Source organism: Paenibacillus sp. NPDC056579 (assembly GCF_042793215.1).
In the GTDB taxonomy this organism is placed as follows: domain Bacteria; phylum Bacillota; class Bacilli; order Paenibacillales; family NBRC-103111; genus Paenibacillus_S.
Map to the genome: position 1 here is coordinate 464,423 of NZ_JBHTVD010000003.1, position 24,194 is coordinate 488,616.

General features: G+C 51.6%; 24 protein-coding genes. 2 read left to right on the forward strand and 22 right to left on the reverse strand.

Going from position 1 to position 24,194, the window contains the following annotated elements:
* Positions 1-24: 24 nt before the first annotated feature.
* The 15 genes from ACFQ88_RS14690 to gpr all read right to left on the reverse strand — a co-directional run bounded on the left by ACFQ88_RS14690 (position 25) and on the right by gpr (position 16,066).
* Positions 25-717 carry a site-2 protease family protein gene (locus ACFQ88_RS14690; RefSeq protein WP_379454592.1) on the reverse strand — a complete coding sequence of 231 codons (693 nt, stop codon included), beginning with the start codon at positions 715-717 and terminating at the stop codon, positions 25-27.
* Between the two features lie 9 nt (positions 718-726).
* Positions 727-1,704 (reverse strand): 50S ribosomal protein L11 methyltransferase, encoded by a 978-nt coding sequence (gene prmA / locus ACFQ88_RS14695; protein ID WP_379454593.1) that lies wholly within the window; start codon positions 1,702-1,704, stop codon positions 727-729.
* Between the two features lie 113 nt (positions 1,705-1,817).
* Complete coding sequence (locus ACFQ88_RS14700) at positions 1,818-2,210, reverse strand: hypothetical protein (RefSeq protein WP_379454594.1); 393 nt, start codon at positions 2,208-2,210, stop codon at positions 1,818-1,820.
* Positions 2,211-2,249: 39 nt separating this feature from the next.
* A complete protein-coding gene (locus ACFQ88_RS14705; RefSeq protein ID WP_379454595.1) occupies positions 2,250-2,402 on the reverse strand; it encodes a YfhD family protein in 153 nt (50 codons plus the stop codon).
* 187 nt (positions 2,403-2,589) lie between these two features.
* Positions 2,590-3,711, reverse strand: coding sequence for a molecular chaperone DnaJ (dnaJ, locus tag ACFQ88_RS14710; protein ID WP_239627100.1), 1,122 nt, complete (start codon positions 3,709-3,711; stop codon positions 2,590-2,592).
* A gap of 201 nt (positions 3,712-3,912) precedes the next feature.
* A complete protein-coding gene (gene dnaK, locus ACFQ88_RS14715; RefSeq protein WP_239627102.1) occupies positions 3,913-5,754 on the reverse strand; it encodes a molecular chaperone DnaK in 1,842 nt (613 codons plus the stop codon).
* 96 nt (positions 5,755-5,850) lie between these two features.
* Positions 5,851-6,417 carry a nucleotide exchange factor GrpE gene (gene grpE, locus ACFQ88_RS14720; RefSeq protein ID WP_239627104.1) on the reverse strand — a complete coding sequence of 189 codons (567 nt, stop codon included), beginning with the start codon at positions 6,415-6,417 and terminating at the stop codon, positions 5,851-5,853.
* Positions 6,418-6,534: 117 nt separating this feature from the next.
* The gene (locus ACFQ88_RS14725; RefSeq protein ID WP_239627106.1) at positions 6,535-8,076 is read right to left on the reverse strand and encodes a TCP-1/cpn60 chaperonin family protein; all 1,542 of its coding nucleotides are present in this window, start codon (positions 8,074-8,076) and stop codon (positions 6,535-6,537) included.
* Entirely contained in the window at positions 8,073-9,101 is a 1,029-nt protein-coding gene (gene hrcA, locus ACFQ88_RS14730) for a heat-inducible transcriptional repressor HrcA (protein WP_239627108.1), read from the reverse strand. Before hrcA ends, ACFQ88_RS14725 begins: the two co-directional genes overlap by 4 nt.
* Positions 9,102-9,358: 257 nt before the next feature.
* Entirely contained in the window at positions 9,359-9,820 is a 462-nt protein-coding gene (locus tag ACFQ88_RS14735; protein WP_239627110.1) for an N-acetyltransferase, read from the reverse strand.
* A 202-nt stretch (positions 9,821-10,022) separates the two neighbouring features.
* Positions 10,023-11,198: a radical SAM family heme chaperone HemW gene (hemW, locus tag ACFQ88_RS14740; protein WP_379454596.1), complete on the reverse strand. Its 1,176-nt coding sequence runs from the start codon at positions 11,196-11,198 to the stop codon at positions 10,023-10,025.
* Positions 11,199-11,272: 74 nt separating this feature from the next.
* Complete coding sequence (gene lepA, locus ACFQ88_RS14745) at positions 11,273-13,084, reverse strand: translation elongation factor 4 (protein WP_379454597.1); 1,812 nt, start codon at positions 13,082-13,084, stop codon at positions 11,273-11,275.
* Between the two features lie 89 nt (positions 13,085-13,173).
* Complete coding sequence (locus tag ACFQ88_RS14750; protein WP_379454598.1) at positions 13,174-13,575, reverse strand: DUF3679 domain-containing protein; 402 nt, start codon at positions 13,573-13,575, stop codon at positions 13,174-13,176.
* A gap of 26 nt (positions 13,576-13,601) precedes the next feature.
* Positions 13,602-14,861 carry a stage II sporulation protein P gene (locus ACFQ88_RS14755; protein WP_239627119.1) on the reverse strand — a complete coding sequence of 420 codons (1,260 nt, stop codon included), beginning with the start codon at positions 14,859-14,861 and terminating at the stop codon, positions 13,602-13,604.
* Between the two features lie 212 nt (positions 14,862-15,073).
* Entirely contained in the window at positions 15,074-16,066 is a 993-nt protein-coding gene (gene gpr / locus ACFQ88_RS14760) for a GPR endopeptidase (RefSeq protein WP_379454599.1), read from the reverse strand.
* A gap of 183 nt (positions 16,067-16,249) precedes the next feature.
* Between gpr and rpsT the strand changes: the two genes are divergently transcribed.
* A complete protein-coding gene (gene rpsT, locus ACFQ88_RS14765; RefSeq protein WP_239627123.1) occupies positions 16,250-16,522 on the forward strand; it encodes a 30S ribosomal protein S20 in 273 nt (90 codons plus the stop codon).
* A gap of 104 nt (positions 16,523-16,626) precedes the next feature.
* Here the strand turns inward: rpsT and holA are convergent, their stop codons facing one another.
* The 6 genes from holA to ACFQ88_RS14795 form a co-directional block, all read right to left on the reverse strand.
* A complete protein-coding gene (holA, locus tag ACFQ88_RS14770; protein ID WP_379454600.1) occupies positions 16,627-17,646 on the reverse strand; it encodes a DNA polymerase III subunit delta in 1,020 nt (339 codons plus the stop codon).
* 225 nt (positions 17,647-17,871) lie between these two features.
* Positions 17,872-19,209 (reverse strand): zf-HC2 domain-containing protein, encoded by a 1,338-nt coding sequence (locus ACFQ88_RS14775; protein WP_379454601.1) that lies wholly within the window; start codon positions 19,207-19,209, stop codon positions 17,872-17,874.
* Between the two features lie 85 nt (positions 19,210-19,294).
* On the reverse strand, positions 19,295-19,852 hold the full coding sequence (locus tag ACFQ88_RS14780) for an RNA polymerase sigma factor (RefSeq protein WP_239627129.1): 558 nt from the start codon (positions 19,850-19,852) through the stop codon (positions 19,295-19,297).
* A gap of 216 nt (positions 19,853-20,068) precedes the next feature.
* Entirely contained in the window at positions 20,069-20,383 is a 315-nt protein-coding gene (locus ACFQ88_RS14785; RefSeq protein ID WP_239627131.1) for a DMT family transporter, read from the reverse strand.
* The gene (locus ACFQ88_RS14790; RefSeq protein ID WP_379454602.1) at positions 20,380-20,739 is read right to left on the reverse strand and encodes a DMT family transporter; all 360 of its coding nucleotides are present in this window, start codon (positions 20,737-20,739) and stop codon (positions 20,380-20,382) included. Before ACFQ88_RS14790 ends, ACFQ88_RS14785 begins: the two co-directional genes overlap by 4 nt.
* A 40-nt stretch (positions 20,740-20,779) precedes the next feature.
* Positions 20,780-21,343 (reverse strand): TetR/AcrR family transcriptional regulator, encoded by a 564-nt coding sequence (locus ACFQ88_RS14795; protein WP_239627135.1) that lies wholly within the window; start codon positions 21,341-21,343, stop codon positions 20,780-20,782.
* Positions 21,344-21,694: 351 nt separating this feature from the next.
* Between ACFQ88_RS14795 and ACFQ88_RS14800 the strand changes: the two genes are divergently transcribed.
* Positions 21,695-22,837 (forward strand): DUF2264 domain-containing protein, encoded by a 1,143-nt coding sequence (locus ACFQ88_RS14800; RefSeq protein ID WP_379454603.1) that lies wholly within the window; start codon positions 21,695-21,697, stop codon positions 22,835-22,837.
* A 242-nt stretch (positions 22,838-23,079) separates the two neighbouring features.
* On the opposite strand, the gene ACFQ88_RS14805 is transcribed toward ACFQ88_RS14800, so the two are convergent.
* Positions 23,080-23,982, reverse strand: a complete 903-nt coding sequence (locus ACFQ88_RS14805) for an EamA family transporter (RefSeq protein WP_239627140.1) — start codon at positions 23,980-23,982, stop codon at positions 23,080-23,082.
* Between the last annotated feature and the right edge of the window lie 212 nt (positions 23,983-24,194).

Here is a 24,194-nt window from a genome sequence, read left to right on the forward strand (position 1 = left end):
CGACAAGTGCATAAAAATCCGTATTCACATTTTTACCACTCCGCTGCCAAATATCCATACGGCAATCTTATGGAATGCGTTGAAAATATCCCACTGCATAGCAAATATCGGCGCAATCGTAATTCTACGGATAGGCGGGATGAAGAACATCAAGAGCATGGCGTAGAACATCCACTGCTCGTAGGCCTTTATCTTCATCATGATCGATGTCGGCAGCAAATCCTCGATGATCCGGTAACCGTCAAGCGGCGGCAGCGGCAGCAGGTTCAAGATGAACAGAAAGATATTGGTCATGATCATAAAACTGAAGAACAGTCTGACCGCTTCGGTAACGCCTTGCGATGCATTATCGAGAACATTGAACTTGAACAGCAGGAAAAAGACCAGTAGGCTGATAAATCCCAAAATCAGATTGCTGATTGGGCCGGCCGCAGACACGATGATTCCCATAATCCGCGGATTTTTGAACCGGGCACGGTTGACCAGAACGGGTTTGGCCCAGCCGATGCCGATGATGAGAAAAAAGATCATCCCGAGCCAATCCATATGAACTCTCGGATTTAACGTAAGCCGGCCCAAGGAACGGGGAGTCGGATCCCCGAACCGGTCGGCAAAAAAAGCGTGAGCGAATTCATGCACGGTAAAGCTCAACAGCAGCACAATAAAAATGAATGGCAGCTGATCTACCGGGTAAGCCAAAAAAGAACTCCAATCCATATCGGCCACCTACAGCTTTCGGGCAATAATGACTACCCAGTCCTGATCTTCATAGCTTTCCGTTACCGTAAAGCCAACAGCCGTCAAGCCCTGCTCCACGTCCTTCTGCTTGCTCTGGATAATACCGGATACTACATAAGTCCCGCCTTCGGCGAGCACATCGTAGACATCCTTAACGAACAGCAAAATGATCTCAGCCAATATATTGGCTACGACAACCTGTACGGGGATTTTCACTCCCAGGGCAGCCGATGCATCGCCTGACGCGCTTTCCTGCAGAACTCCGAGCAAATCGCTAAGCTTCACGGTAATGTCGTTGTCCATACCGTTCAACCGGGCGTTTTCCGTCGCGCTCGACACGGCGACCGGATCTAAATCCACAGCCAGCACATGTTTGGCTCCAAGCTTCGCGGCCGCTATAGCTAGGACACCCGATCCGGTGCCGACATCGATGACGTCCTCGCCGCCCTGGATGACCTTCTCCAGCGTTTTCAAGCACAGGGAGGTCGTAGCATGTGTTCCGGTTCCAAACGCCATTCCCGGGTCAAGCTCGATAATCAGCTCCTCTTCCTGCGGCGAATATTCCTCCCAGGTCGGCTTGATCGTCAAACGCTCCGAAATACGCAGCGGCTTGAAATATTGCTTCCAAGCGTTAGCCCAGTCTTCATCGTCGACTTCCTTCAGCTCATAGGTCGGATTGCCGGTATCGATATCGAACTCCGTCAATTGAGCTACGGAACGCTGCAAAGACTCCATAATGTCTTTCATTTCGGTTCCTTCGGAAAAATATCCCTTAATAACGGCTCTTCCTTCCGGAATATCGTTGAGCGGAAGCTCGTACCATTGGCCTAACGAGGTATCTCGCTGTTTGTTCAGCGTTCCTGATTCCTCAATGGATACTCCTCCTGCGCCAAGCTCGTGAATAAAATTCGAGATCATCTCAATGGCTTCTTCTGTGGTATGTACTGTTACTTCATGCCAACGCATGGTTGTTATCCTCCCTAAACGATCAACTAAGAAATGCACATGATTCCCAGTATACAATAATTCGTCCAAACAAAAAAGCTTCCTTGTCCAGGAAGCTTCCGCTACATGTAACATTATAGCTTGCCGCCGCCGTCATTGATAACGCGGAGCGCCTGATCATAGCACCGTTCATCAACAACAACCGTCATCAGCGTATCCATCCGGTCGGTTCCCTCATAGGCGCCGGTAAACACTTCCGACATCGGCGCGCTCATACCGCTCGCATCCACACTGGGCGCCGTCAGTATCCCTTCATCAATCCCTTGGCCTTCCTTGCCTAAGGTCAAGAACGACAATCCCGGGAAACGGCCGACCAGCGGATTCATCGACTCGCTAACTCCGGTTCCGTTAATGTTATGAAGATGATCGACGGAGACGTCGGCGACCCGAAGAGCTTGTAGCTTCGGAACGATACGCTGTGCCTGTTCTTGAGACGGGAATAATGCCAATATGCTTTTCTCAGCCATGCTGCCAATACCTCCTGCAACTTCAGGTTCCTTAGTTCATCAGGACTGCTGCTGTCTCGTATCCGCCTGATTTGCGCGTTCTACCGCCTCTAGATCGTTTTCATCAGCCATTTCCGCACTGTAATCGACATCTTCATTCTTGGCGATAGGGAGCTTGCGATTTTGTTGCAACGATTGTTGTTTATTCTTCATCCGTGGTCACTCCTCGTCAATAGGTTGAGTAAAACGCTCCTTCTATTGTCCGCAAAAGGGATGAGAATATGCGCTTGTAGCGTAACCCACAAATTGCACAAGAAAAAAAGCACACCGACAAGGGAAGCTTCCCTGTGTCAGATGTGCCTCTAATCGATATGTGCTATATTCTAGCAATAACGAATGATTAATCGCCCAAAAACGCTTTTTTCATCCGCTCGAAGATGGACTGCTGCTGTTCGTGCGTATTCTCACCGCTCAAGCGGGAGAACTCGCGCAGCAATTCCTTTTGTTCCTCGTTCATATTCGTCGGCGTCACGACAACGACCTTCACGTGCTGATCCCCTTGCCCGTAACCTCTCAGACGCGGCACGCCTTTCCCTTTTAAGCGGAAATACGTATCGGTTTGAGTGCCGGCAGGAATTTTCAGTTTGACCTTCTCGGTCAAAGTCGGTATTTCGATCTCGTCGCCCAATGCCGCTTGAGCGAACGTTAAAGGAATCTCACAGTAAATATCGTCGCCTTCACGTTCGAAGAAGTCATGCGGCTTCACCCGGATAACTACGTACAGATCGCCGGACGGACCTCCGCGCGTTCCCGATTCCCCTTCGCCGGAAACGCGAAGCTGTGCCCCGTCGTCGACACCTGCAGGAATGTTCAAATGAATCGTGCGCTGCTTCTTTACTTTCCCCGAGCCATGGCACGTTCCGCACTTCTCCTTGATCGTTACCCCTTGACCGCCGCAAGTCGAACAAACGCGCCGGTTGACGATACGTCCGAAGGCGGTGTTCTGGACGACTTCCTGCTGGCCCGTACCCTTACACGTCGTACACGTTTCAGGCTTCGTACCAGGCTTGGCGCCGTTGCCGTGACATGTATCGCACGTTTCCGTACGCGGAATGTGAATATCGGTTTCTTTGCCGAATACGGCTTCCTTGAATTCGATAGTCAGAGTATACTGCAAATCGTTGCCGCGTTGTGGAGCATTCGGGTTGCGGCGCTGCCCCTGACCGCCGAAAAACATATCGAACAAGTCGCCGAAGCCGCCGAAATCGGCATTGCCTCCGAAGCCGCCGCCCATACCTTGATTCGGGTCTACATGACCGAAACGGTCGTACTGGGCTTTCTTCTGATCGTCGCTTAGCACATCATAGGCTTCTTTGGCTTCTTTGAACTTCTGCTCGGCATCGTCGGCTTTATTCACGTCCGGATGATATTGACGAGCCATTTGACGGTATGCTTTCTTGATATCATCCTGCGATGCATCCTTGCCTACCCCGAGTACCTCGTAATAATCGCGTTTGCTCATTGTTCCACTCCCATTCTTAAAGCCGATAAAAAGTGCCCCGAAAGGGAAGCTAATTGCCTTTAGCCGCCCAAATCTCGGGATTTCCCCGCTCTATAGAAATGCCAAGCCGGTAAAAGCTTAGCAATTCCTATACAACATAGGGAAAGTCAAAGCCGGCGAGCGGCTTTGACCTGTCATTTCACTATAAAAGTTCAGGCTGGATTAGCCTTGCTTCTTGTCGTCAACTACTTCAAAGTCAGCGTCTACGACATTATCCTTTTTCGGTGCGCCTTCCGCTCCGGCTGCTCCTGCATCGCCAGCTTGCTGTGCTTGAGCTTGCTCATACAGCTTTACGGATAGCTGCTGAACCACTTCAGTCAACTCGTCCGTAGCCGCTTTGATTTCATCCAGATTATCGCCTTCCAGCGCTTTTTTCACTTTCTCTTTCGCTGCATTGGCTTTATCGATTTCGCCTTGGTCTACTTTGTCGCCAAGATCTTTAATCGTTTTATCTACCGAGTATACCAGCTGATCGGCATTATTGCGAGCCTCTACCAATTCTTTACGCTTCCGGTCTTCGTCGGCATGCGATTCAGCGTCCTTCATCATGCGGTCGATTTCTTCGTCGCTCAAGCCGCTGGAAGAAGTGATCGTAATTTTTTGGCTCTTGCCTGTGCCTTTATCCGTAGCGTTAACGTTAACGATACCGTTGGCATCGATATCGAAAGTAACTTCGATTTGCGGAATGCCGCGCGGAGCCGGAGGAATGTCTCCCAAGATGAAGCGGCCCAGCGTTTTGTTATCGTTAGCCATAGCGCGTTCCCCTTGAAGAACATGGATTTCTACGCTTGGCTGATTGTCTGCATACGTTGTGAATACTTGCGATTTTGTAGTAGGAATCGTTGTATTGCGGTCGATCATTTTCGTAAATACGCCGCCTGCCGTCTCGATCCCCAAGGACAATGGAGTTACGTCGAGCAATACAACGTCTTTCACGTCGCCTGTCAATACGCCCGCTTGAACCGCCGCTCCAAGAGCAACGACCTCATCCGGATTAACGCCTTTGTGAGGCTCTTTACCGATCAGACGTTTTACCGCTTCTTGTACCGCAGGAATACGAGTGGATCCGCCGACTAGTACAACTTTATCGATTTGGTTAGCAGACAAGCCTGCATCACTCAATGCCTGGCGAGCAGGACCCATAGTTCTTTCTACCAGAGATGCGGAAATTTCTTCGAATTTCGCGCGGGTCAAGTTGACTTCCAAGTGCTGAGGCACTCCGTCAACAACGGTAATGAACGGCAAGGAAATCGTCGTAGTCAATACGCCGGACAATTCCTTTTTCGCTTTTTCAGCCGCGTCTTTCAGACGTTGAACCGCCGCTTTATCTTTGCTCAGGTCGATGCCTTGCTCTTTTTTGAATTCAGCTACCAAATAGTCGATGATTACTTGGTCGAAGTCGTCGCCGCCGAGACGGTTGTCACCGCTGGTCGCTTTAACTTCGAAGAAACCGTCGCCGAGCTCGAGAATCGATACGTCGAACGTACCGCCGCCCAAGTCGTATACGAGAATCGTTTGGTCCTCGGATTTCTCCATACCGTATGCCAAAGCGGCTGCCGTCGGCTCGTTAACGATACGCAATACTTCCAGACCGGCAATTTTACCTGCATCTTTAGTCGCTTGACGCTGGCTGTCGTTAAAGTAAGCCGGAACGGTAATAACCGCTTGCGTTACAGTAGTACCCAGGTAAGCTTCGGCATCGGCTTTCAGCTTTTGCAGAATCATTGCGGAAATTTCTTGCGGCGTGTACTCGGTGCCGTCAATGTTTTCCTTATGGTTCGTACCCATGTGGCGTTTAATAGAAATGACGGTACGGTCCGGATTCGTGATGGCTTGGCGTTTTGCCGTTTCGCCGATTACGCGCTCCCCGTCTTTTTTGAAGCCTACTACGGATGGAGTTGTACGGTTTCCTTCCGGGTTAGGAATTACAACGGCTTCGCCGCCTTCCATTACAGCAACACAAGAGTTCGTTGTTCCCAAGTCAATACCAATTACCTTACTCATGTCGAATAGAACCTCCTTTAATTTATCAAACCAATCGGTTCATTTTGTTGTGTTGTAGTGAAGCATAATCCAGGAAGATTGCAATAGCAGCAAATACTAGGAGCTGACTTTAACCATCGCTGGGCGCAGTACTTTATCTTTAAGAAGGTAGCCCTTCTGAACTTCTTCTACGACGATTCCTTCACCATGCTCTTCGGATTCCACCTGCATGATCGCTTGATGGAATTCCGGATTGAACGGCTGGCCTACCGCGTTCATCGCCTGCAGACCTTCGTTCGCTAACACTTGATCGAGTTGACGGAAAATCATATCGACGCCCTTCAGGAGCGCATCGTAATCTTTACTGTCTTTACCCGCGGCGAGCGCACGCTCGAAGTTGTCCACTACCGGCAGAAGCTGCTCGATCACCTTCAAGGAAGCGTATTTGGCGAATTCCTCTTTCTCCTGGCGAGTGCGTCTTCTGAAGTTGTCAAAATCCGCTTGAGCCCGCAGGTAACGTTGATGGTTGTCATCCGCTTGCTTGCGAAGCTCCTCCAGTTCAGGGGATTGAGCTGCCGATTCTGCTGCTTCCGTGGTTTCCTCATTGGCTTCTGTATATGTAGCGTCAGCTTGAACCTCGCTCTCCGCTTGACCTTCAACAGGGTTCTTTTGTTCAGTACTCATTGTGTGTGTCACCTCCTTGACCTAATCCGCATAGTATCAAATCTATTGTAACCATCCGATATGCAATGTAAGCAGTACGGACAGGCTTGCATCATGCATCATGTGACGGAGGCCGGCTTACTCCTCCGTGCGGAGCTGCTTCATCTTGATGACCGTATGAATCCGCAGCACCGCGGCGGCTACCTCGCCCGCTGCCTGGAGCGCATGCAGCTTCACCTGGGTAGGATCCACGACGCCGTGCTCCAGCATATTGACCACCGCACCGGTATCGCAATCGATTCCGAGCGAATCGGTGCCGGTGTTAATCTGCGCCGCCTTCACTTCCTCGACCTTTTCGAGCGGATTGTAGCCCGCGTTCACGACGATTTGCGCGAGCGGCTTGCGCAGCGCCTGGGCTACGGCCGCTACGCCGAAGCCCTCCATCCCCTGGATCGTCTCACGCAGACGATCCAGATCATAGGCGGCGGCCATCTCGGCCGAGCCGCCGCCGGGCAAGCACCCGCCGCGCAGCGCAGCCTGCACGGCGGAGGCCGCATCCTTGGCGATGCGCAGCCGCTCGCCAACGACCTCGCTCGTGCTGGCGCCTACGACGATCGTCACCTGCGTCCGCCCTTTGCCTTCGGCCATGCGGACGCATTCAAGGCGATCGTCGTACGATACGCGCCCAGCGAAGCCGAGATAGCCTGCCAGCTCCGAGGCAGGCTTGCGCAGTCCGCTGCGGCGTATCGGCCGCGCGCCGGTGTATTCGCACACGAGCCGGAGGTCGTGGCGCGGCACTCTCTGCACGACCATGATGCCATGGTCGGTGCAAAACTGCTCGGCGTCCGCGTTCACTCCGCGGTCGGCGATGATAAGGCCGACCTGGAGCTCGACGAGCTTCTCCAGCGACTTGCGGAACTGTTCCTTCAGCTGCATCTGCTTCTGGAAGCCGGCCTCCGTCATGAGCGCTTCATCGTCAACCGTTTCCGGCTCGAATGCATCCTGAAAGACCAGGACGGACGCCGCATCCGGCGGAAAGTCAAGCTGCGCGTTGACCGGCTTCTTCTGTATGAGCAGGCCGGGCCAAACCTCGCTTATCGCTCTGCTGTGCGATATGACTACATCGGAGAAACGGAAATTTTCCTCCTGCAGCTTGTGAACGCCAAGCCGCTTCACCCCTTCGAGTATCAGCTCCGCCAAATCCGAATGCTCGCGGCCCGCGATATACCCGATCCGGTACAGCAGCGGATCCTTCAAGCCTTCCATGCGGCGGCTCCGTTCGGCAAGCGACGACAGAGCGGCTTGAACGCCGAGCTGGATGCCCTTGACCACCTTCGCTACCGGCACGCCGCGCGTAACCTGAGCCACCCCTTCAGCTACGAGCGCACCCGCCAGCACCGTAGCGGTCGTCGTTCCGTCGCCGACCTGCTGCTGCTGGGAGCGCGCCACCTGAATCAATAAGCGGGCGGCGGGATGGGTCACGTCCATTTTTTCAAGGATCGTGACCCCGTCATTCGTAATAATGACTTCGCCTTGGCCGCCGACCAGCATCGTGTCGAGCCCTTTGGGCCCTAGCGTGCCTTCTACAGCCGAACAAATCGCACGGATCGCTCCCGCATTATTCAATAAAGTAGCATACGTATCGTCGCCCTCGTTCGTGACAGGTTTCATTTGGCTCATTTGTACCAGCGCTCCAGCATTGTCGTCATATCCTTGGACAGATGATTGAGCAAATTGATCACTTTGCCGTAGTCCATCCGAGTCGGTCCAAGAATCCCAATCGTTCCGAGATGCTTGCCATCGAACGAGTAAGAAGCGGTGATCAGACTGCAGTTATTGATGGCTTCCACCGTATTCTCGCTGCCGATCTTCACCTGAATGCCTGCCGAGGCTCCGGTAATGATCTTGGCCAGCATCGGCGCTTCCGCCAGCAGATCAAGAATGTTTTTGACCTTCTCCATATCCTGAAATTCCGGCTGCGTCAGCATATTGGTCGTTCCGCTCAAGAAAATGCGGTCTTCCTCGCTCTGATCGACGACCCCGTTCAGCATCATCATCAGCTCTTCGTAGCCTGAAACGTAGCTGCGCATTTCTTCGCCGATCTCGGTGAACAGCTTCGACTTGAATTGCAGCAGTGGCACGTTGGCCAGACGCGCATTCAAAAGATTGACGACCTTCTCGATCTCGGACATCGGCACGCCTTCCGGGATCGTTACCGTCTTGTTCTCCACGTGTCCGGTATTCGTTACGATAATGGCAACCGCCGTCCGCTCATTCAGCGGAACGATCTGCAAATGCCGCAGCGTCGTATTGAACATTTCCGGCTTCATGACGATCGATGTATAGTTAGTGAGATTGGACAGCATCATCGCAACGTGCTGGATGACCTGCTCCATCTCCTGCATTTTACCTGCGAAAAAAGATTTTAAAGCCTCCACCTCATGCTGCGCAAGGCTGCCGCCGAAGGTGATGAGATGATCGACATAGTACCGGTATCCTTTATGAGACGGGATCCGTCCGGCGGACGTATGCGGCTGCTCCAGATAGCCCATCTCCTCCAAATCGGACATCTCGTTCCGAATGGTGGCAGGGCTGAATCCCACATTGCCGCGCTTGGATATGCTGCGGGAGCCTACCGGCTCTGCTGAACGAATATAATCATCTACGATGGCACTCAAAATATGGCGTTGGCGTTCGGTCAACATATTCAACCCTCCCAAACATTTTCGATACGGTATTGCCGTTGTCCATTCATTGCTATAGTTACTGGGCGGAAGCTGCAACCGGGCAGATTTCCCGGTGACCTCCCACCCAACCTTTGTCAAAGCCGATCATGTCAAGAAACATCCTTTGCTGTCGCAAAAAGACGGGATCCTGCATTTTCCATTCCGTCGTTAGCACTCCAATCTGTCGAGTGCTAAATCATAATACAAAAATAACAGACCCGAAGGTCTGTGTCAAGTCAATCCAACCGCTTCAAAACGGCTATTTCATCGCAGCAATGCTGCTTTTTGCAATGAATACAGTCCCGCCATACCTTCTCGGGAAAAATCTCTTTTTGCACGACGGTAAATCCGTTCCGTTCAAAGAAGGCGACCTCATACGTCAACGCCATTACCTTGGGGATTTCCTGCCGTCTCGCTTCTTCCACCAATGCGCTGACAATTGCTTTGCCGATGCCTTGCCCTTTATATCCTGCCGTGACTCCCAGGGAACGAATCTCAACCAAATCCTGCCCTAAGCGGGTCAACGATCCGCAGCCGACCAGGCGATCTTCTATAACAGCCACAACAAAGGTGTCAATCTGCGACGCCAGCGTCTCGCGCGACCTCGGCAGCATGATCCCCTGCTCCGCATATCCTTGTATAATATCATATAATGTATCAATGTCTTGTTCCGTCGCATTTCTGCATGTGACTGCCATAGAAAACCCACCATTCGTAGTAAAAATTCGATATGAATAAATATACAACAAGACGTATAAAAAATTCAATAAGAAAAATGTACGAAAGCTCGCCTCAGACAAGCCTATGATAGCCTTCTATAATAAAACTCCCCTCCGATATCCGAATACCTCAGAATGTACTGTGGTTTTCACGATTCGAAGGGGAATGTTCCGCCTATAATTAGCTGACGCTTGCCTGCTCCAGCCCGCCCAAAAATTCGCCGAACACCTCGTTGCCGAGCAGAACGCCCTGCTCCGACAACCGATACCCGTCCGCTGTTTTTTCCAACAGCTTCTGACTTAAGAGCTTATTCAGTACGGAGCCGAAGACGGATTCCAGCTCGCGTTGAAATTGCGTGTAGAAATCCGCACTCCTCACGCCCTTCAGCAGTCTCAGCCCTACCATCATAAAGTCTTCCATCGCATCCTGCTCGCTCACTTCATGCTTTTCAAGAATCGGAAGCCCTGTGCGGGTAGCGTCGATATACGGCTGCACGCCTTTAATATTGATGTGACGTATGCCGCGGGTATACCCGTGAGCACCAGCCCCGATGCCGTAATAGCTCCGGTTCAGCCAATACATGCTGTTATGCCGGCTCTCGAAGCCGGGCTTGGCGAAGTTGCTGATTTCATACTGGGTATATCCTGCATCCTTCAGCCTGTTCATAATGAGCAGGAACATGTCCAGCTCCTCGTCCTCCTCGGGGAGGGGCAGCTGATTTTTCTGATACAGCGTATGGAAGAGCGTATTCTCCTCCACCTTCAAGCTGTAGATGGAGTAATGCGGCAAATCCAGGGCCAGCGCCTTATTCAGCGAATCGTTCATCGTCGCGACGGTTTGCTTCGGCAGACCGAACATCAGGTCGATGGACATATTCGTGAAACCGACCTTGCGGGCATTTTCCAGACTGCGGTATACGTCGTCCGTATTATGAATGCGGCCGATGCCCTCTAGCAGCGCATTATCGAACGACTGAACACCGAAGCTGATCCGGTTGACGCCGCCTTCCTTCATCGCCTGCAGCTTCTCCAAATCGGTTGTGCCGGGGTTCGCCTCCATCGTGAACTCGATGTTTGGCGCCTGATCCGGGAAATACGTCTTCACCCGCCGCAAAAAGCTTTCCATCTGGTCCGGCAGCAGCACCGTCGGAGTTCCGCCGCCTACAAAGATCGTCTCGATCTGCCGCGGAGGCACCAGAGTCGCCGTCTGCTCCATCTCCCGCTCCAGCGCGTCGAGATAGTCCATCACCGGCTGCCCCTTCAATACATAGGAATTAAAATCGCAATAGTGGCATTTATTCGTGCAAAACGGAATGTGGATATAAACCGCCTGAGGCGTTTCCTGCCTTTGAATCATCGTTATTCTCCTCCTTTCCTTCTCTTAATGCAAAAGCAGATGCGCTTGCTTGGGCGCACCTGCCTCGCTCTCATCTATTCGTCGATTCTCAAAACGGCCATGAACGCTTCCTGCGGCACCTCGACGCTGCCGACCTGCTTCATCCGTTTTTTACCTTCCTTCTGCTTCTCCAGCAGCTTCCGCTTCCTGGAAATGTCACCGCCGTAACATTTGGCGAGTACGTTTTTGCGCATTGCCTTAACGGTTTCACGGGAGATGATCTTCTGACCGATCGCCGCCTGAATCGGCACCTCGAACATTTGACGCGGAATAAGATCCTTCAGCTTCTCGCAAATGATTCGGCCGCGGTTGTAAGCACGATCGCGGTGTACGATGAACGACAAGGCGTCGACCTGCTCTCCGTTCAGCATGATATCCATCTTCACGAGATTGGACCTTCTGTAGCCCGACAGCTCGTAATCGAACGAAGCGTAGCCTTTGGTGCTCGATTTCAACTGATCGAAGAAGTCGTAGACGATTTCGGATAGAGGAATTTGGTACGTCAGCGTTACCCTAGTCGTATCCAAATACTCCATGTTGACGAACTCGCCGCGCTTGCCTTGGCAAAGCTCCATGATCGCCCCAACGTAATCGTTCGGAACAATAATCGCCGCTTTGACGTACGGCTCTTCAACGAAGTCGATTTTGCCGACCTCGGGGAATAGGGACGGGTTCTCAATCGTGAGAACTTCTCCATTAGTCAAAGTGACTTTGAACACAACGCTCGGTGCCGTCGTAATCAGCGGAATATTGAACTCGCGCTCGATCCGCTCCTGAATAACGTCCATATGGAGCAGGCCGAGGAAGCCGCAGCGGAACCCGAAGCCGAGCGCCGTCGATGTCTCAGGCTCCCAGCTAAGCGAAGCATCGTTGAGCTGAAGCTTTTCCAATGCTTCGCGCAGGTCGTTGTAATCGCTCGTTTCGATTGGATACAATCCGCAGAACACCATAGGGTTGATTTTGCGGTAACCGGGCAGTGCTTCCGGAGCCGGATTTTTCGCATCCGTTACCGTATCCCCGACGCGCGTATCGCCGACATTCTTAATTCCCGCTACGATGAAGCCTACGTCGCCGATGTCCAAAGAATCCACGATCGTCATCCGCGGCTTGAACGCTCCGACCTCGATAACCTCGAACACCTTGTCGGTAGCCATAAATTTGATTTTCGATCCCGAACGGATGGACCCGTCCAAAACGCGGACGTACACGATGACGCCCTTGTACGGATCGTAATGGGAGTCGAAGATGAGCGCCTTCAGCGGCTGATCGGGACTGCCTGTCGGAGCCGGCACTCTTTGTACGACCTGCTCCAGGATTTCCTTGATCCCGATTCCGGCTTTGGCCGAAGCCAATACCGCTTCGCTTGCATCCAGGCCGATAACATCCTCGATCTCCTGCTTTACCCGATCCGGGTCAGCGCTTGGCAAATCGATTTTGTTGATGACCGGCAAAATTTCCAGATTGTTGTCGAGCGCCAGATACACGTTCGCCAGTGTCTGCGCTTCGATACCTTGCGCCGCGTCAACAACCAGCAAGGCGCCTTCACAGGCCGCCAGGCTTCGGGATACCTCGTACGTAAAGTCGACGTGTCCCGGCGTATCGATCAAATTCAAAATATATTCTTCACCGTCTTCCGCCCGGTAGTTCAAACGTACGGCTTGCAGCTTGATGGTAATGCCCCGCTCCCGCTCCAGATCCATCTGGTCGAGCACCTGCTCTTGCATCTCGCGCGAAGAAAGTGCTCCCGTGAACTCCAGAATACGGTCGGCCAACGTCGATTTGCCGTGGTCGATGTGGGCAATAATCGAGAAGTTTCTTATCTTTTTCTGTCTTGCTACAATATCCATCTGCGCGGACCCTCACTAACCTACAAATTTACAATACCTCTAATTATAGCAGTTGTGAGGTTGCGCATCAATGGATGGCTGACCAAAGCTTATCCTGTAATAGCATCGAAGATCGCGACGAACCATTTCACGCCATGATGCGCAATAATTTGCAGCAGCTCTCCAAGCTTGTTGCCGAGCCGGTTGATCCCCGACGCTTCCGTAATTTCCGCCTTCGGCTCAGGGGGCTCGGACTCCGCTTTCGCCTTTTCCTTGGATTCCTGGGAGGCGGGCTTGGGAGTCGGCTTGCCGCTGCTCGTCTCTTTTGCGGCTGCCTTATTGTCCTGTGCCTTGTCGGTCTGCCACACTTTGCCCGTACCCGAAGAGGAAGGAGCCGCCGTGATCGGCCCCTGAACCTGCTCGACGCCCCGAGTCGCCAAATCGACGCCGAAGAAGATACTGAACCCGATCCCCAACACAATTAGCAGCAGCTTAACGTAAAAATTCCTCACCTTTCCCGCCCCCGTAATCCTGAATTCTAGTTTGCTTTCTTGCCGTCCTTGGTTTCGCCCGGCGCGCTTCCGTCCACCTTTTGCACATTTAGAACGACTTCAGATATGACCTGAGCCAGCAAATCGACCGTCCGGTAGCACTCCTCGAGCGAATTATCCACTCCTCCCACCTCAATCAGCACGCTGTTCGGTGAAAAGTTCTGGTTGTAGACGCCGTTGCCTTCGCCCGCTTTGGCGAACATCCCTTTGGATATGCCCGGATATTTGGCCTCCATCGTCTGGTGGATTTGCGAAGCGAACTCCTCGTTCTCTTTCCAATTAGGGTTTTTGCCTCCAATAATAAAGTACAGCTGCGCATAGTCTTTGCCGTTCAACGTAACCGTCGTTTTTTCCCTCCGCTGCGAATCGCGGTGAATGTCGAAGTAAAATTTCAGATCCGGATGGGATGCCGACGCTTCCTGCAACGTTTTCAGAGAGTATTTATAGGAATACGGGTAATAAAACTTTTTCTCTATAGCGGGGTAGTTCTGATCGGAATGAACCGCTCCAATCCCGTCTTGCTCCAGCTTTTGCGCCAAACGGAGGCCAACGAGAGTGACGTTCTTCTTGGAGTCGTAAGCTTTATCGGGATCCGTTACGCCGGGAAGCTCGGGCAAATACGATTCGGTATTGTGCGTTTGATAGATGAAGGCGATATTTTTCCCTGCGGTTTTGGGCCCCTGGGCGGTCGGTGCAGGGATGGCCGGACCTTGAACGGCTCCTTCTCCTTCATTAGAGACAGGCGGATTAGCGGTGATCGCGCCCTCGCTGCCTTCTCCCGTCTTCGGTAGGGCGTCCGCCTTGGGACCGTAATCCTCCGGACCGTCATGTCCGGTGGTGCTCGTTTTGCGCAATACGACGGCACGGTCGCTTGTCATGCCCGGCATTTCTCGGGCGATGAACGTTTTCGGATCCTTCAGGTTCAGATCGGTAATAAGAGAGAACAAAAATCCGGAGACGTTGGCCTGAGAGAACGTGAACGATTTGCCCTCATTCTGCAAATGGGGCAGCTCCATCCCCATCATATCCATAAAAAATTGGCTCGATACGGATGAGGCCAAGCCTTTCATGGACGAGCTCGGCTCCGCGTTGGTCAGCCTCGACTGGGCGTAGCCTAGCAGCCCTAACGCTACGAAAAAGAGCAGGCTTCCGGTTACCAGATAGCTTATGACTCGGAAGTAGACTCTCAGGTCTTGTCCCGCTTTGCGATATTTGCTTAAATTGACGGTTACGGCAGTCCATTTCATCGTGTTAATCCTCCCTATCAACCTATCATTCAATGACTCAACAACAACGAAAGCTTCTACTTCAAATCTATGAGCGAATGGTAGGAGCTAGAACCATAAAATCATAGTCATAGTTTGTAAATTCCAGTAGATTCGTTACGCGCAAAAAAAGCGTCAAGCCATCGGCTGAAAACACCGAGCTTAACGCTTTCTTCATTAATAAAGGAGACGTATCAATGCGTATACGCCGATACGTTATCCGAATCGACCGCTTCATGCAGCGCGGCATTCAGGCCGCTTGCAATAATGTTGGCGATGTCTTCGATAAATTGATCGATTTCCTTCGGAGTCACCAGCAGATCGTGGCCCAGCGGATTCAACACTTCTCTAACGAGCTCAAGCCGCTCATTCTCCTGCATATTGTCGAGCAAGCCCAATATTTGCCCCGTATTGCTCGTCTGCTTCCGGAAGTGGTTATGCATCATGTCGAACGCGTTGTTAACGATAGTGGAAGCATAGACGACGGTCGGAACCCCGATCGCTATGACGGGAACGCCCAATGTATCCAGCGTCAGCCCTTTGCGCTTGTTGCCGATTCCCGAGCCCGGATGAATCCCCGTGTCCGCGATCTGTATCGTTGTGTTCACCCGCTCCAGCGAACGGGAAGCGAGCGCATCGATAGCAATGACGAGATCGGGCTTGGATTTCTCTACGATTCCCTGAACGATCTCTCCCGTCTCGATTCCGGTGATGCCGAGCACGCCGGGCGCTACTGCACTGACCGGACGGTAGCCGGGGCTTACTTGATCGGGCATCAGCTCGAAGTAATGCCGGGTCACCAGCATATTCTCGACTACAATAGGCCCGAGCGCGTCAGGAGTGACATTCCAGTTACCCAGCCCGATGACCAATACCTTCGCCATCGGTCCGATATTGAGCTTGGCCAGGAAGGCTTCGAATTGCTTGGCCATCACCATGGCGACCCGGTCCTGCAGGTCGCTGTCCTTCACGCGGAGCTCCGGAACCTCGATGGTAATATAATGACCGGGAAGCTTGCCGACGGACCGCGAGCCTTCCTCAGAGGTAATGTCGATGGTGCTGATCTTGATTCCTTCTAAATTTTCGACGGATCTATGTACACCCGGAATGAGCTGTCCTGACGAAGAAGCCAGGTCGTGCGCCTCGAGGGCAAGGTCGGTACGGACGGAATAAACGCTTAAATCCATTGAGCTGTTCTCCTTTCGGCATAAGTCTGCTAATTATTGTGTGACAAAGCATTGGACGCTATTCAAACATTTGTCAGGCCTGTCCGCCCACTCTATTGCAATTTGATATGGAGCATGTTAGAATATCAAGAGTTGTCAACAAAAAAGCACCGATATGCAAGTCGTATTAGGAGGTGAACGTCAATGCCGAACATTAAATCCGCGATCAAAAGAGTTAAAGTAAGTGAAAAGCGTCGTCTTCGCAACGCATCTCACAAATCCGCTCTTCGCACTGCAGTAAAGAGCTTCGAAACTGCTGCAGCTAGCAGCAATGTGGAAACTGCACAAGCAGCCTTGATTGCTGCCAGCAAAAAGCTGGATAAAGCAGCAAGTAAAGGTTTAATCCATAAAAATGCCGCTGCCCGCAAAAAATCCCGCTTAGCTAAAAAGCTTAACGCGATTTCTGCACAGGCATAATAAAAAAATGGCCGATTCCTAAGGGAGTCGGCCATTTTTCGTTTCTAATCAGCATCGCCTCCCGACTCCGGCATTTACTAGCGGACGGGAGGCGATAACTCGCTTTAAGCGATCAGCTTTAACAAAAACATCTCAAGCCCGAGCACCTTATCGATCTTTCCGCTTTTCATCTGATAATCCAGGTCCGATAGCTGGTCAAGAATATTCGCGAGCTTCTTCAGTTCGAACCGGCTGCACTGGCCGGAAGCGATCTTGACCGCGTATGGATGCAAGCCGAGCTGCGACGCCATCTGCTGCTGCGAATACCCCTGCTGCTGCAAATCCTTGACCTGGAACATGATGCGGAACTGCCGCGCTATTAGAGCCATGATCTTGATCGGCTCCTCTTTTCTTTTCAAGAGCTCCGACAGCATCGTAAAAGCTTTCTCCAGCTGCAGCTGAACGATATGCTCGATCAGGATAAATATGTTCTGCTCGATGCTGCGCGTTACAAGCTGCTCCAGTGCGTCTGCCGTCAGCACTCCGCCTTGCCCTACAAACAGAGCGCATTTCTCCAATTCGCTCGACAATGCCTGCAGGCTCGTACCCGTATACAGGATGAACTGATCGAGCACACCCGGAGCGAAGCCAAAGCCTGCCTTATCAGCCTCCTGCTTGACCCAATTCGTCAAATCCTCCGCCGTAAGCGTCAAGCATGGCACGAGACAATTCGCTTCCTTAAGCGATTTGACGAGCTTTTTGCGCTCATCGAGCTTGTCAGCATCAACCGTAAACACAATCACCGAGAAATCCGCCGGCGATTTCATGTAGTCCAGCAATCGTTCCGTCTTATGCTCCACCTTGGTGCTCTCCTTGGCTCCCGTCAAGAACAGAGCGTTTGTAGCGATGACCAGCTTGTTCGGCACCATAAACGGCAGCGTCTCCGCTTCTTCGATGACCGTATCGAGCGGCGTCTCCGAGAGGTCGTATTTGTTGACGGCAAACGATTTATGCTCAGGATCGACCAAGCGATCCGTCAGCTTCTCGATAAAGGAGTGGATCAAATAAGACTCCGCCCCGTAGCATACATAAACCGGAGCAAATTTCCCCTGCTGGATTTGTTTTAAAGCCGTTTTGTAATCCATCCGTTCGCCCACCTCACAGTATTCTGTAGACATTGTAGCAACAACAAAGGGATTACGTCAAAACCCGAAGGTTTTGGACATAATCCCTTTGTACGAAACCCCATCTATATAAACACTTAGAGGAAAGCTCTAGAAACCTTCCCCGTGGTGGTCATACGACGCGACTCGTATTGTAGTGCTCACCATATAGTATGCGCCTGCTGCCAATATGGTGAGCACGATAAATTATTTTTTGACTTCCGTCTTTGCTTTCATATCGATCGTATAGGTAGTGACAGCCGTTCCGCTGGTTACCTTGTAGCTCAGCTTCCCGTCCTCCGTCCATTCGGTCAGCTCGACTTTGTCCTTCTCCGTCCATTTATTAGAGGAAATAAACAGATCCTTGCCTTGATTATCACGGATGACGACCTGCCGCTGCTCCGTCACTACCGCTACATAAGCGTGGTCCTTCGACGCCAGCGTGCTGCCGGCGACCGCTGTGCCGCTAATGGAAAACAGCCCGTTAATCGGCGCATCCTGAGCCTTGTCTTTGGCCGCATCATTGGTATCTGTTGGCGTCTGCGCAAAGCCCTGCTGCCTCTCATCAGGAGCGATCGTCTTGTTCATCATTCCTCTCGCCGCATCGGATGGAACGGATGGCTCCCCCGACTTTTGCAGCGGACTTTCTGTCGATGGACTAACGGCACCGGAGCTGCCTCCGGCTGCCGGCGGGACGGAGTCCGCCTCTGGCACGGATAGAGCTGCTGCAGGAGCCTGATCCGAGACGTCAGGGGCTTGAGCCGAATCATCGGGAGCTTGCTGCCCGGCCGGAGGGGCCGGCACAGCTTCGTTTACCTGCTGCCTGCTAGTGTCCAGCGGCTCGCTCTTCGGTTGAACGGTTCTGGCTTGGTTAGGTTCAACCATCTCCCCGGCCTTATTAGGTCCAGGTACAGGAGCAGCCGGTTCCGCTGTACTATTGTCCGTTTTCAGCTTTGCATCCGATTTCTCCGTAGTATCCGCAGTCATCCGGTCCAGCATAGGTTTGGTCGCGTTGGAATCCGCTGCCGGCGTCTTACTCTCCGAACCCGCCGACTTGTTCAGAGCCGACTGCGGGAGCAGCATTCCCCCCGCTTCCGTATTAGCCGTATGCTGCTGCTGTTGATCGAAAACGAAAAATCCGAGCACCAGACCCGCCGCGACGACTCCTCCGACGATTTTCATCGAGACCCATCCGCGCATTCTGCGCCGCCAGCCTTCCACTTCAGCGACCTTCGATTCCTGTTCCGCTCCAAGACTGTCCTGAGGAGCAGCGGAAACGGGCGGAATCGCTGCAGCCGGAAACTCAACGGCAGGGTAACCTTCATCAATCCGCTGGAGCTTCGGCAATATCGCATCGACCAAGCTGTAAGCAGGCGTAACCTTGGGCAATTGCTCCAGCTCCTGGGACAAGGCTACCAAACGCTGGAACAGCTCCGTGCAATCAGGGCACTGCTGCAAATGACCGAGCATTTGCTCATATTCCATTTCATCGAGATCCTGATCGAGGTATCTCTGCATGAGTTCGATCACCTCTTGACACATCATCCCGCACACTACCTTTCTGCACAATTCACAATTGATATTTTACAAGTACAAGCAGAATCATTGACTATGCCAAACCATCGGGCGTTTAGCCGCGGACGGCGTCGCTTTTGGTTTTTTTGTAATCCTGCAATAACGTCTGTAACTGCTGCCTCGCCCTGAATAAGTATGATTTCACCGTGTTGATGGGCAGATCCAAAGATTCGGCAATTTCGTTGTAGGAGAAATCCTGCAAATACCGCAGTACAACAACCGATCGATGATGCTCCGGCAGCTTATCAATCGCCTCTTTGATATCTTGGGCAATATACGCGGACATAACCTCATCTTCTACTGTCCTGTTTGCACTAAAAACCATCTCATGCTCATCAATGGAAACGGTAGGCTTGGACCTCCTGAATTTGTCGATGCACAAATTGGTGACGATCCGTTGAACCCACGTTTTGAACTGAGCTTTTTCTTCATAAGAATGAATTTTCGTATAAATACGTATTAACGCTTCCTGTGCGGCATCCATAGCGTCCTGCTCATTGCCCAGAATATAATAAGCAGTACGATACACATGATTTTCTATTTCACGCAGTAGGGTAATTAGAGCGTCGCGATCGCCCGATTGGGCAGCCTTTATAAGTTCTGGCGCTACCACTGGGATCCCCCTCTCTTGCAACTATATAAACGTATGTTGTTTTTAAAATGTTGCAGCCTATCGAACTCTATTAAAGAATAGCAAATTTTAGACGGCAGGTATATAAAATAACTCGACAAAACGCAACAAGCCGGGCGCAGGCCCGACATGTTATGGGAACAATCTATGAATATCTTCCTTGCAAGACTATGCTCTCCGTCCGCTAGAATACAAGACTTACGAAATCAGCTTTAAGCCGACAACGGCCGCGATAACGCAGGCGATAAAAAACACTCTCTTGGCGCTCTTCGACTCGCCGTATACATACATCCCAAGCACCGTGCTGCCTACGGTCCCGATTCCCGTCCAAACGGCATAAGCCGTTCCTATCGGGATAGAGCCTAACGACCTGGAAAGAAAGAAAAAGCTGAACGCAAAGCACAGCAATAACGATAAGACCGAGCGAACATTCACGCTGCGGTTCACCTGCTGTAGGCAGACGAAGCCGACAACCTCGCAAGCTCCGGCACACAATAAAAAGAGCCAGCTCATTGCTTCGCACCCGCCTTTTCCGCCTTGGCATCGTCCTCTCCATGATCGGTAACCATCTTAAGTCCAATGACTCCTACGAGCAGCAGCGCGATAAGCGCAAGCTTGGACCAGCGCAGCGGCTCCCCCCACCACAGCATTTCCGCCACCACGGCTCCCGCCGCGCCTATTCCTGTAAAAACCGCGTAGACGGTACCTGCCGGAAGTGTTTTGCAAGCCAGTAAAATAAGCACGAACGAAATGGATATCATCAGTGCTACTAGCAGCCAGTCCGCTATGCTGTCGGCCGTCTTCATGCCGGAAATCCAGACTACCTCCAACAGGCCGCCGATCCAAATAAAATACCACCCTTTGTTCATAAAATTACCCTCTCCTTTATGCTGCGGAACGTCTGAGATGTCACACGGAAATCCCTCGCCAATATACCTTCCATGAAAGCTCGAACGCCTTATCGAACGATTTCGGCGTCTCATAGACCAATTGAGTCATAAGGCCGTCAAACATCGTCGTAAACGCCGTAATCCCCTCTTCAGTCGTAACGGCAATATTCGGCGCTTTGGCAAAGGCGGCGGTCAGCAGCGTCTTTAAATGAAGTAAATGAATGTTGTATGAGTTCAAGAAGTACACTTCCAAATGTTTAGGCGGAATGAACGACATGAGAAACATAAACTTGTATTTTTTGTCGTTCAGGTACTTTTCTCTGTATTCGTCGATTAACGTATGGAGCACTTCCTCCAGTGGGGAATCCTTCATCCGTTCGAAATAACGGGTCAAGAAATCAACATCATCCTGAATGATCTCCTGATTGATCGTAAGAACAAGATCATCTTTGTTTTTAAAATGGCAGTATACGGACTGCTTCTTGATCCCTACCTCTTCCGCTATTTCCGACAGCGAAGTCCCCTCATAACCATTTTCAGTAAACTTCAAAATGGCAGCTTGCTTGATACGCTCGGCACTCATATTCCAACCTCCAGACTGACTCTAGTAAGGAATTATAATAATTGCAGCCTTTACAAGTCAATTAGCGAGGTGAAATTTTAACTGACGATCGTCAGTTTGTCACATTTTCGTCAAAAGTCAAGCCGTTTGTCCGAATGGTTGCCGAACCTCCTGCTTCGCCATTTTTATCGTTTATCGCTTGGTTATCCCGGTCGCTTCGTGACATTCGCCAAGGGATCGCAGATCTTTTGCGCATCCTAAACCACCGTTTTCCACAAAGATTATTGTCATGTTCAACAATGACCAACCTTATAGGTTTGTTGTAAAATGATGAGCAAATAACATACACATCCTTTTGGGGAGGGACCTTCTATGCCGCAAGGCCATCAAGACCGCACATTTTGGATCGATACATTAAGCCGAATCGCTCATCCTGTGCTGCATCATTTAAGCAATCGGCAATTGAAAGCAACAATGCCTGTCGAAGGAAAGCTCGACGACCGGCCTATGTATACTTATTTGGAAGCATTGGGACGCCTGTTGACAGGCATTGCCCCATGGCTCGAAAACGGCAGCAAGGAAGGCGAGGAAGGCCGTCTGAGAGATCATTATGCGGAATGGGCGAGACAAGCTATCGATGCTGCGACCGACCCGGCTTCCCCCGATTTCATGAACTTCGCTGAAGGGTATCAGCCTATTGTTGATGCGGCCTTTTTATCGCATGCGATCCTCAGGGCACCCGAGCAATTGTGGAACAAGCTGGACTCGCGGGTGCAGAACAACGTAATCAAGGCGCTGCAATCGACACGTACCCGCAAGCCTGGCTACAATAACTGGCTGTTGTTCGCAGCCATGATCGAGACCGCGCTATATCGCGCAGGCGCCGATTGGGATCGGATGCGCGTCGACTACGCGCTGCGGCAGCATGAGCTTTGGTACAAAGGGGACGGCGTATACGGAGACGGACCGGATTTTCATGCCGATTATTATAACAGCTTCGTGATCCAGCCGATGCTGGTGGACATTATCGAAGCATTGGAATCCGAAGATGCCGCGTGGGCTTCCATGAAAGAAAAAGTGCTGAAGCGCGCCCAGCGGTATGCGACGCAGCAAGAACGATTGATTTCGCCGGAAGGAACGTTCCCGGCCGTCGGACGATCGCTCGCATACCGCTTCGGAGCCTTCCAACTGCTCAGCCAAATGGCGCTGCAGCATCGTCTGGAAGCTTCGCTGCAGCCCGCTCAAGTGCGATGCGCGCTCACGGCGGTTATCCGCCGCATGATCGATGCACCAGGAACATTCGACGAGGACGGATGGCTAACCATCGGCTTCTGCGGCCATCAGCCTGAGGTCGGCGAAACGTATATTTCTACCGGCAGCCTCTACTTGTGCGCAGCCGTATTCCTGCCGTTAGGCTTGTCCGAGGACGACCCGTTCTGGCAGGGCGAGGCGGAGTGGACGAACAAAAAAGCGTGGAGCGGCCAAAGCTTCCCGATCGACAAAGCGCTCTATTAAGCTTTAGGCTTCACTATACGGAGCATCACAAAAAGAAAGACGCAGTGACCGACTGATAACGGTCACTGCGTTTTTTTGACCACAATAGAATTTATAAGATTCCGAGGTCATCGGATGTAAAAATTCTATTTGGCGATAAAAACAACCTCTTAACGCGGTCGCTCCTCTGTGAAAGGACGTCGATAGACGTTTTTCTCATGTCGATTATCTAATTAATGAAACCTGTGTTGTGAGGTATTGTGCTATGCTTGTGTGCTTGGGTTTCCTTCGAATTTTCGTTCCGATACGATAACACCGAGCAAAATCATCGCTATCCCTACCCATTGCATGAAGTAAGTGGACTCATGCAGCAGCAGCGCGGAGCAGACGATAACAACAGGCAGCTCAACGGATCCGAGTACAGCAGCCAGCCCGGTTTCAATATGAGGAGCTCCTTTGGCATAAAAGAATGGCGGCAGAATCATTCCGAATACGCTAAGCAGCAGCCCCCACATCCAAAGCCCTTGTCCCAGCGAGCCGTTCCATAGAAATTGCGGCGGCATCAGCGTAAGAACAAGAATTGCCGCGCCGGTAATCATCCATGTACTCCGGAACAGCGCAGGCAAATGAGCAGCTACCCTGCCGCTGAAGTAAATAAATACCGTATAGCAGCAGGCGGCCAGCAAGCCGAGTCCAATCCCGCTTGCGCTCGGACGGTCCAGTGTGCCGGACAGTACCCCGGATGCGAAAACCGTCCCGCCCAGAGTCAACACCATCGCGATCCATTGAAACAGCGTCGGAGCTTTTCTCTCCGTAATCCAGTCGAGCAGCATCCCCATCCAGGTGAACTGGAACAATAACAATACGGCGAACGATGCATCCAATGATTGCAGCGATTGATAATAAAAATAGCCGGTCAAGCCGGTAAACATACCGCCTACAAGCAGCTTCAGAATGATGCTTCCCGAAATTCCTCTCATTTGACGAAGTTGTGGCAAGCTAAGAAGCCATAAAACGACGAATCCGAAAAATACTTGGCTTCCGGTTATTTCCGCAGCGGAAAAACCCTGCTGGTAACCGAGCTTCACAAAAGTAGACAACACGCCATAAGAGGCGGCGCCCAACAAGACGAACCAAATGGCTTTCCAACGGTTCTTTGATGTCATGTCTTTTCCTTCTTTTTCATTAGTCCCTCACCCACCCGTGAAGTCTTATCATAAGCCTCATAAGACTCACACAATCTAACACTATACGGGAATGCGAGCTAATATTCAAGAGATGATTACAGTGCAATAGGATCTATACAAAAATTGGGTTCGTTATTAAGACCCATGGAACGAAACAATTTCGTACAGCATTCGTATAACTTTCAAACCGT

What these genes read in the sequence shown, in the direction of transcription:
- ACFQ88_RS14805 (WP_239627140.1), bottom strand. Translation starts at nt 23,982, where the DNA reads ATGACATCAAAGAACCGTTGGAAAGCCATTTGGTTCGTCTTGTTGGGC.
- hrcA (WP_239627108.1), bottom strand. Translation starts at nt 9,101, where the DNA reads ATGTTGACCGAACGCCAACGCCATATTTTGAGTGCCATCGTAGATGAT.
- ACFQ88_RS14775 (WP_379454601.1), bottom strand. Translation starts at nt 19,209, where the DNA reads ATGATGTGTCAAGAGGTGATCGAACTCATGCAGAGATACCTCGATCAG.
- dnaK (WP_239627102.1), bottom strand. Translation starts at nt 5,754, where the DNA reads ATGAGTAAGGTAATTGGTATTGACTTGGGAACAACGAACTCTTGTGTT.
- rpsT (WP_239627123.1), top strand. Translation starts at nt 16,250, where the DNA reads ATGCCGAACATTAAATCCGCGATCAAAAGAGTTAAAGTAAGTGAAAAG.
- grpE (WP_239627104.1), bottom strand. Translation starts at nt 6,417, where the DNA reads ATGAGTACTGAACAAAAGAACCCTGTTGAAGGTCAAGCGGAGAGCGAG.
- ACFQ88_RS14785 (WP_239627131.1), bottom strand. Translation starts at nt 20,383, where the DNA reads ATGAGCTGGCTCTTTTTATTGTGTGCCGGAGCTTGCGAGGTTGTCGGC.
- ACFQ88_RS14725 (WP_239627106.1), bottom strand. Translation starts at nt 8,076, where the DNA reads ATGAGCCAAATGAAACCTGTCACGAACGAGGGCGACGATACGTATGCT.
- ACFQ88_RS14735 (WP_239627110.1), bottom strand. Translation starts at nt 9,820, where the DNA reads ATGGCAGTCACATGCAGAAATGCGACGGAACAAGACATTGATACATTA.
- dnaJ (WP_239627100.1), bottom strand. Translation starts at nt 3,711, where the DNA reads ATGAGCAAACGCGATTATTACGAGGTACTCGGGGTAGGCAAGGATGCA.
- hemW (WP_379454596.1), bottom strand. Translation starts at nt 11,198, where the DNA reads ATGATTCAAAGGCAGGAAACGCCTCAGGCGGTTTATATCCACATTCCG.
- lepA (WP_379454597.1), bottom strand. Translation starts at nt 13,084, where the DNA reads ATGGATATTGTAGCAAGACAGAAAAAGATAAGAAACTTCTCGATTATT.
- ACFQ88_RS14755 (WP_239627119.1), bottom strand. Translation starts at nt 14,861, where the DNA reads ATGAAATGGACTGCCGTAACCGTCAATTTAAGCAAATATCGCAAAGCG.
- ACFQ88_RS14790 (WP_379454602.1), bottom strand. Translation starts at nt 20,739, where the DNA reads ATGAACAAAGGGTGGTATTTTATTTGGATCGGCGGCCTGTTGGAGGTA.
- ACFQ88_RS14700 (WP_379454594.1), bottom strand. Translation starts at nt 2,210, where the DNA reads ATGGCTGAGAAAAGCATATTGGCATTATTCCCGTCTCAAGAACAGGCA.
- prmA (WP_379454593.1), bottom strand. Translation starts at nt 1,704, where the DNA reads ATGCGTTGGCATGAAGTAACAGTACATACCACAGAAGAAGCCATTGAG.
- holA (WP_379454600.1), bottom strand. Translation starts at nt 17,646, where the DNA reads ATGGATTACAAAACGGCTTTAAAACAAATCCAGCAGGGGAAATTTGCT.
- ACFQ88_RS14795 (WP_239627135.1), bottom strand. Translation starts at nt 21,343, where the DNA reads ATGAGTGCCGAGCGTATCAAGCAAGCTGCCATTTTGAAGTTTACTGAA.
- ACFQ88_RS14705 (WP_379454595.1), bottom strand. Translation starts at nt 2,402, where the DNA reads ATGAAGAATAAACAACAATCGTTGCAACAAAATCGCAAGCTCCCTATC.
- ACFQ88_RS14690 (WP_379454592.1), bottom strand. Translation starts at nt 717, where the DNA reads ATGGATTGGAGTTCTTTTTTGGCTTACCCGGTAGATCAGCTGCCATTC.
- gpr (WP_379454599.1), bottom strand. Translation starts at nt 16,066, where the DNA reads ATGGATTTAAGCGTTTATTCCGTCCGTACCGACCTTGCCCTCGAGGCG.
- ACFQ88_RS14800 (WP_379454603.1), top strand. Translation starts at nt 21,695, where the DNA reads ATGCCGCAAGGCCATCAAGACCGCACATTTTGGATCGATACATTAAGC.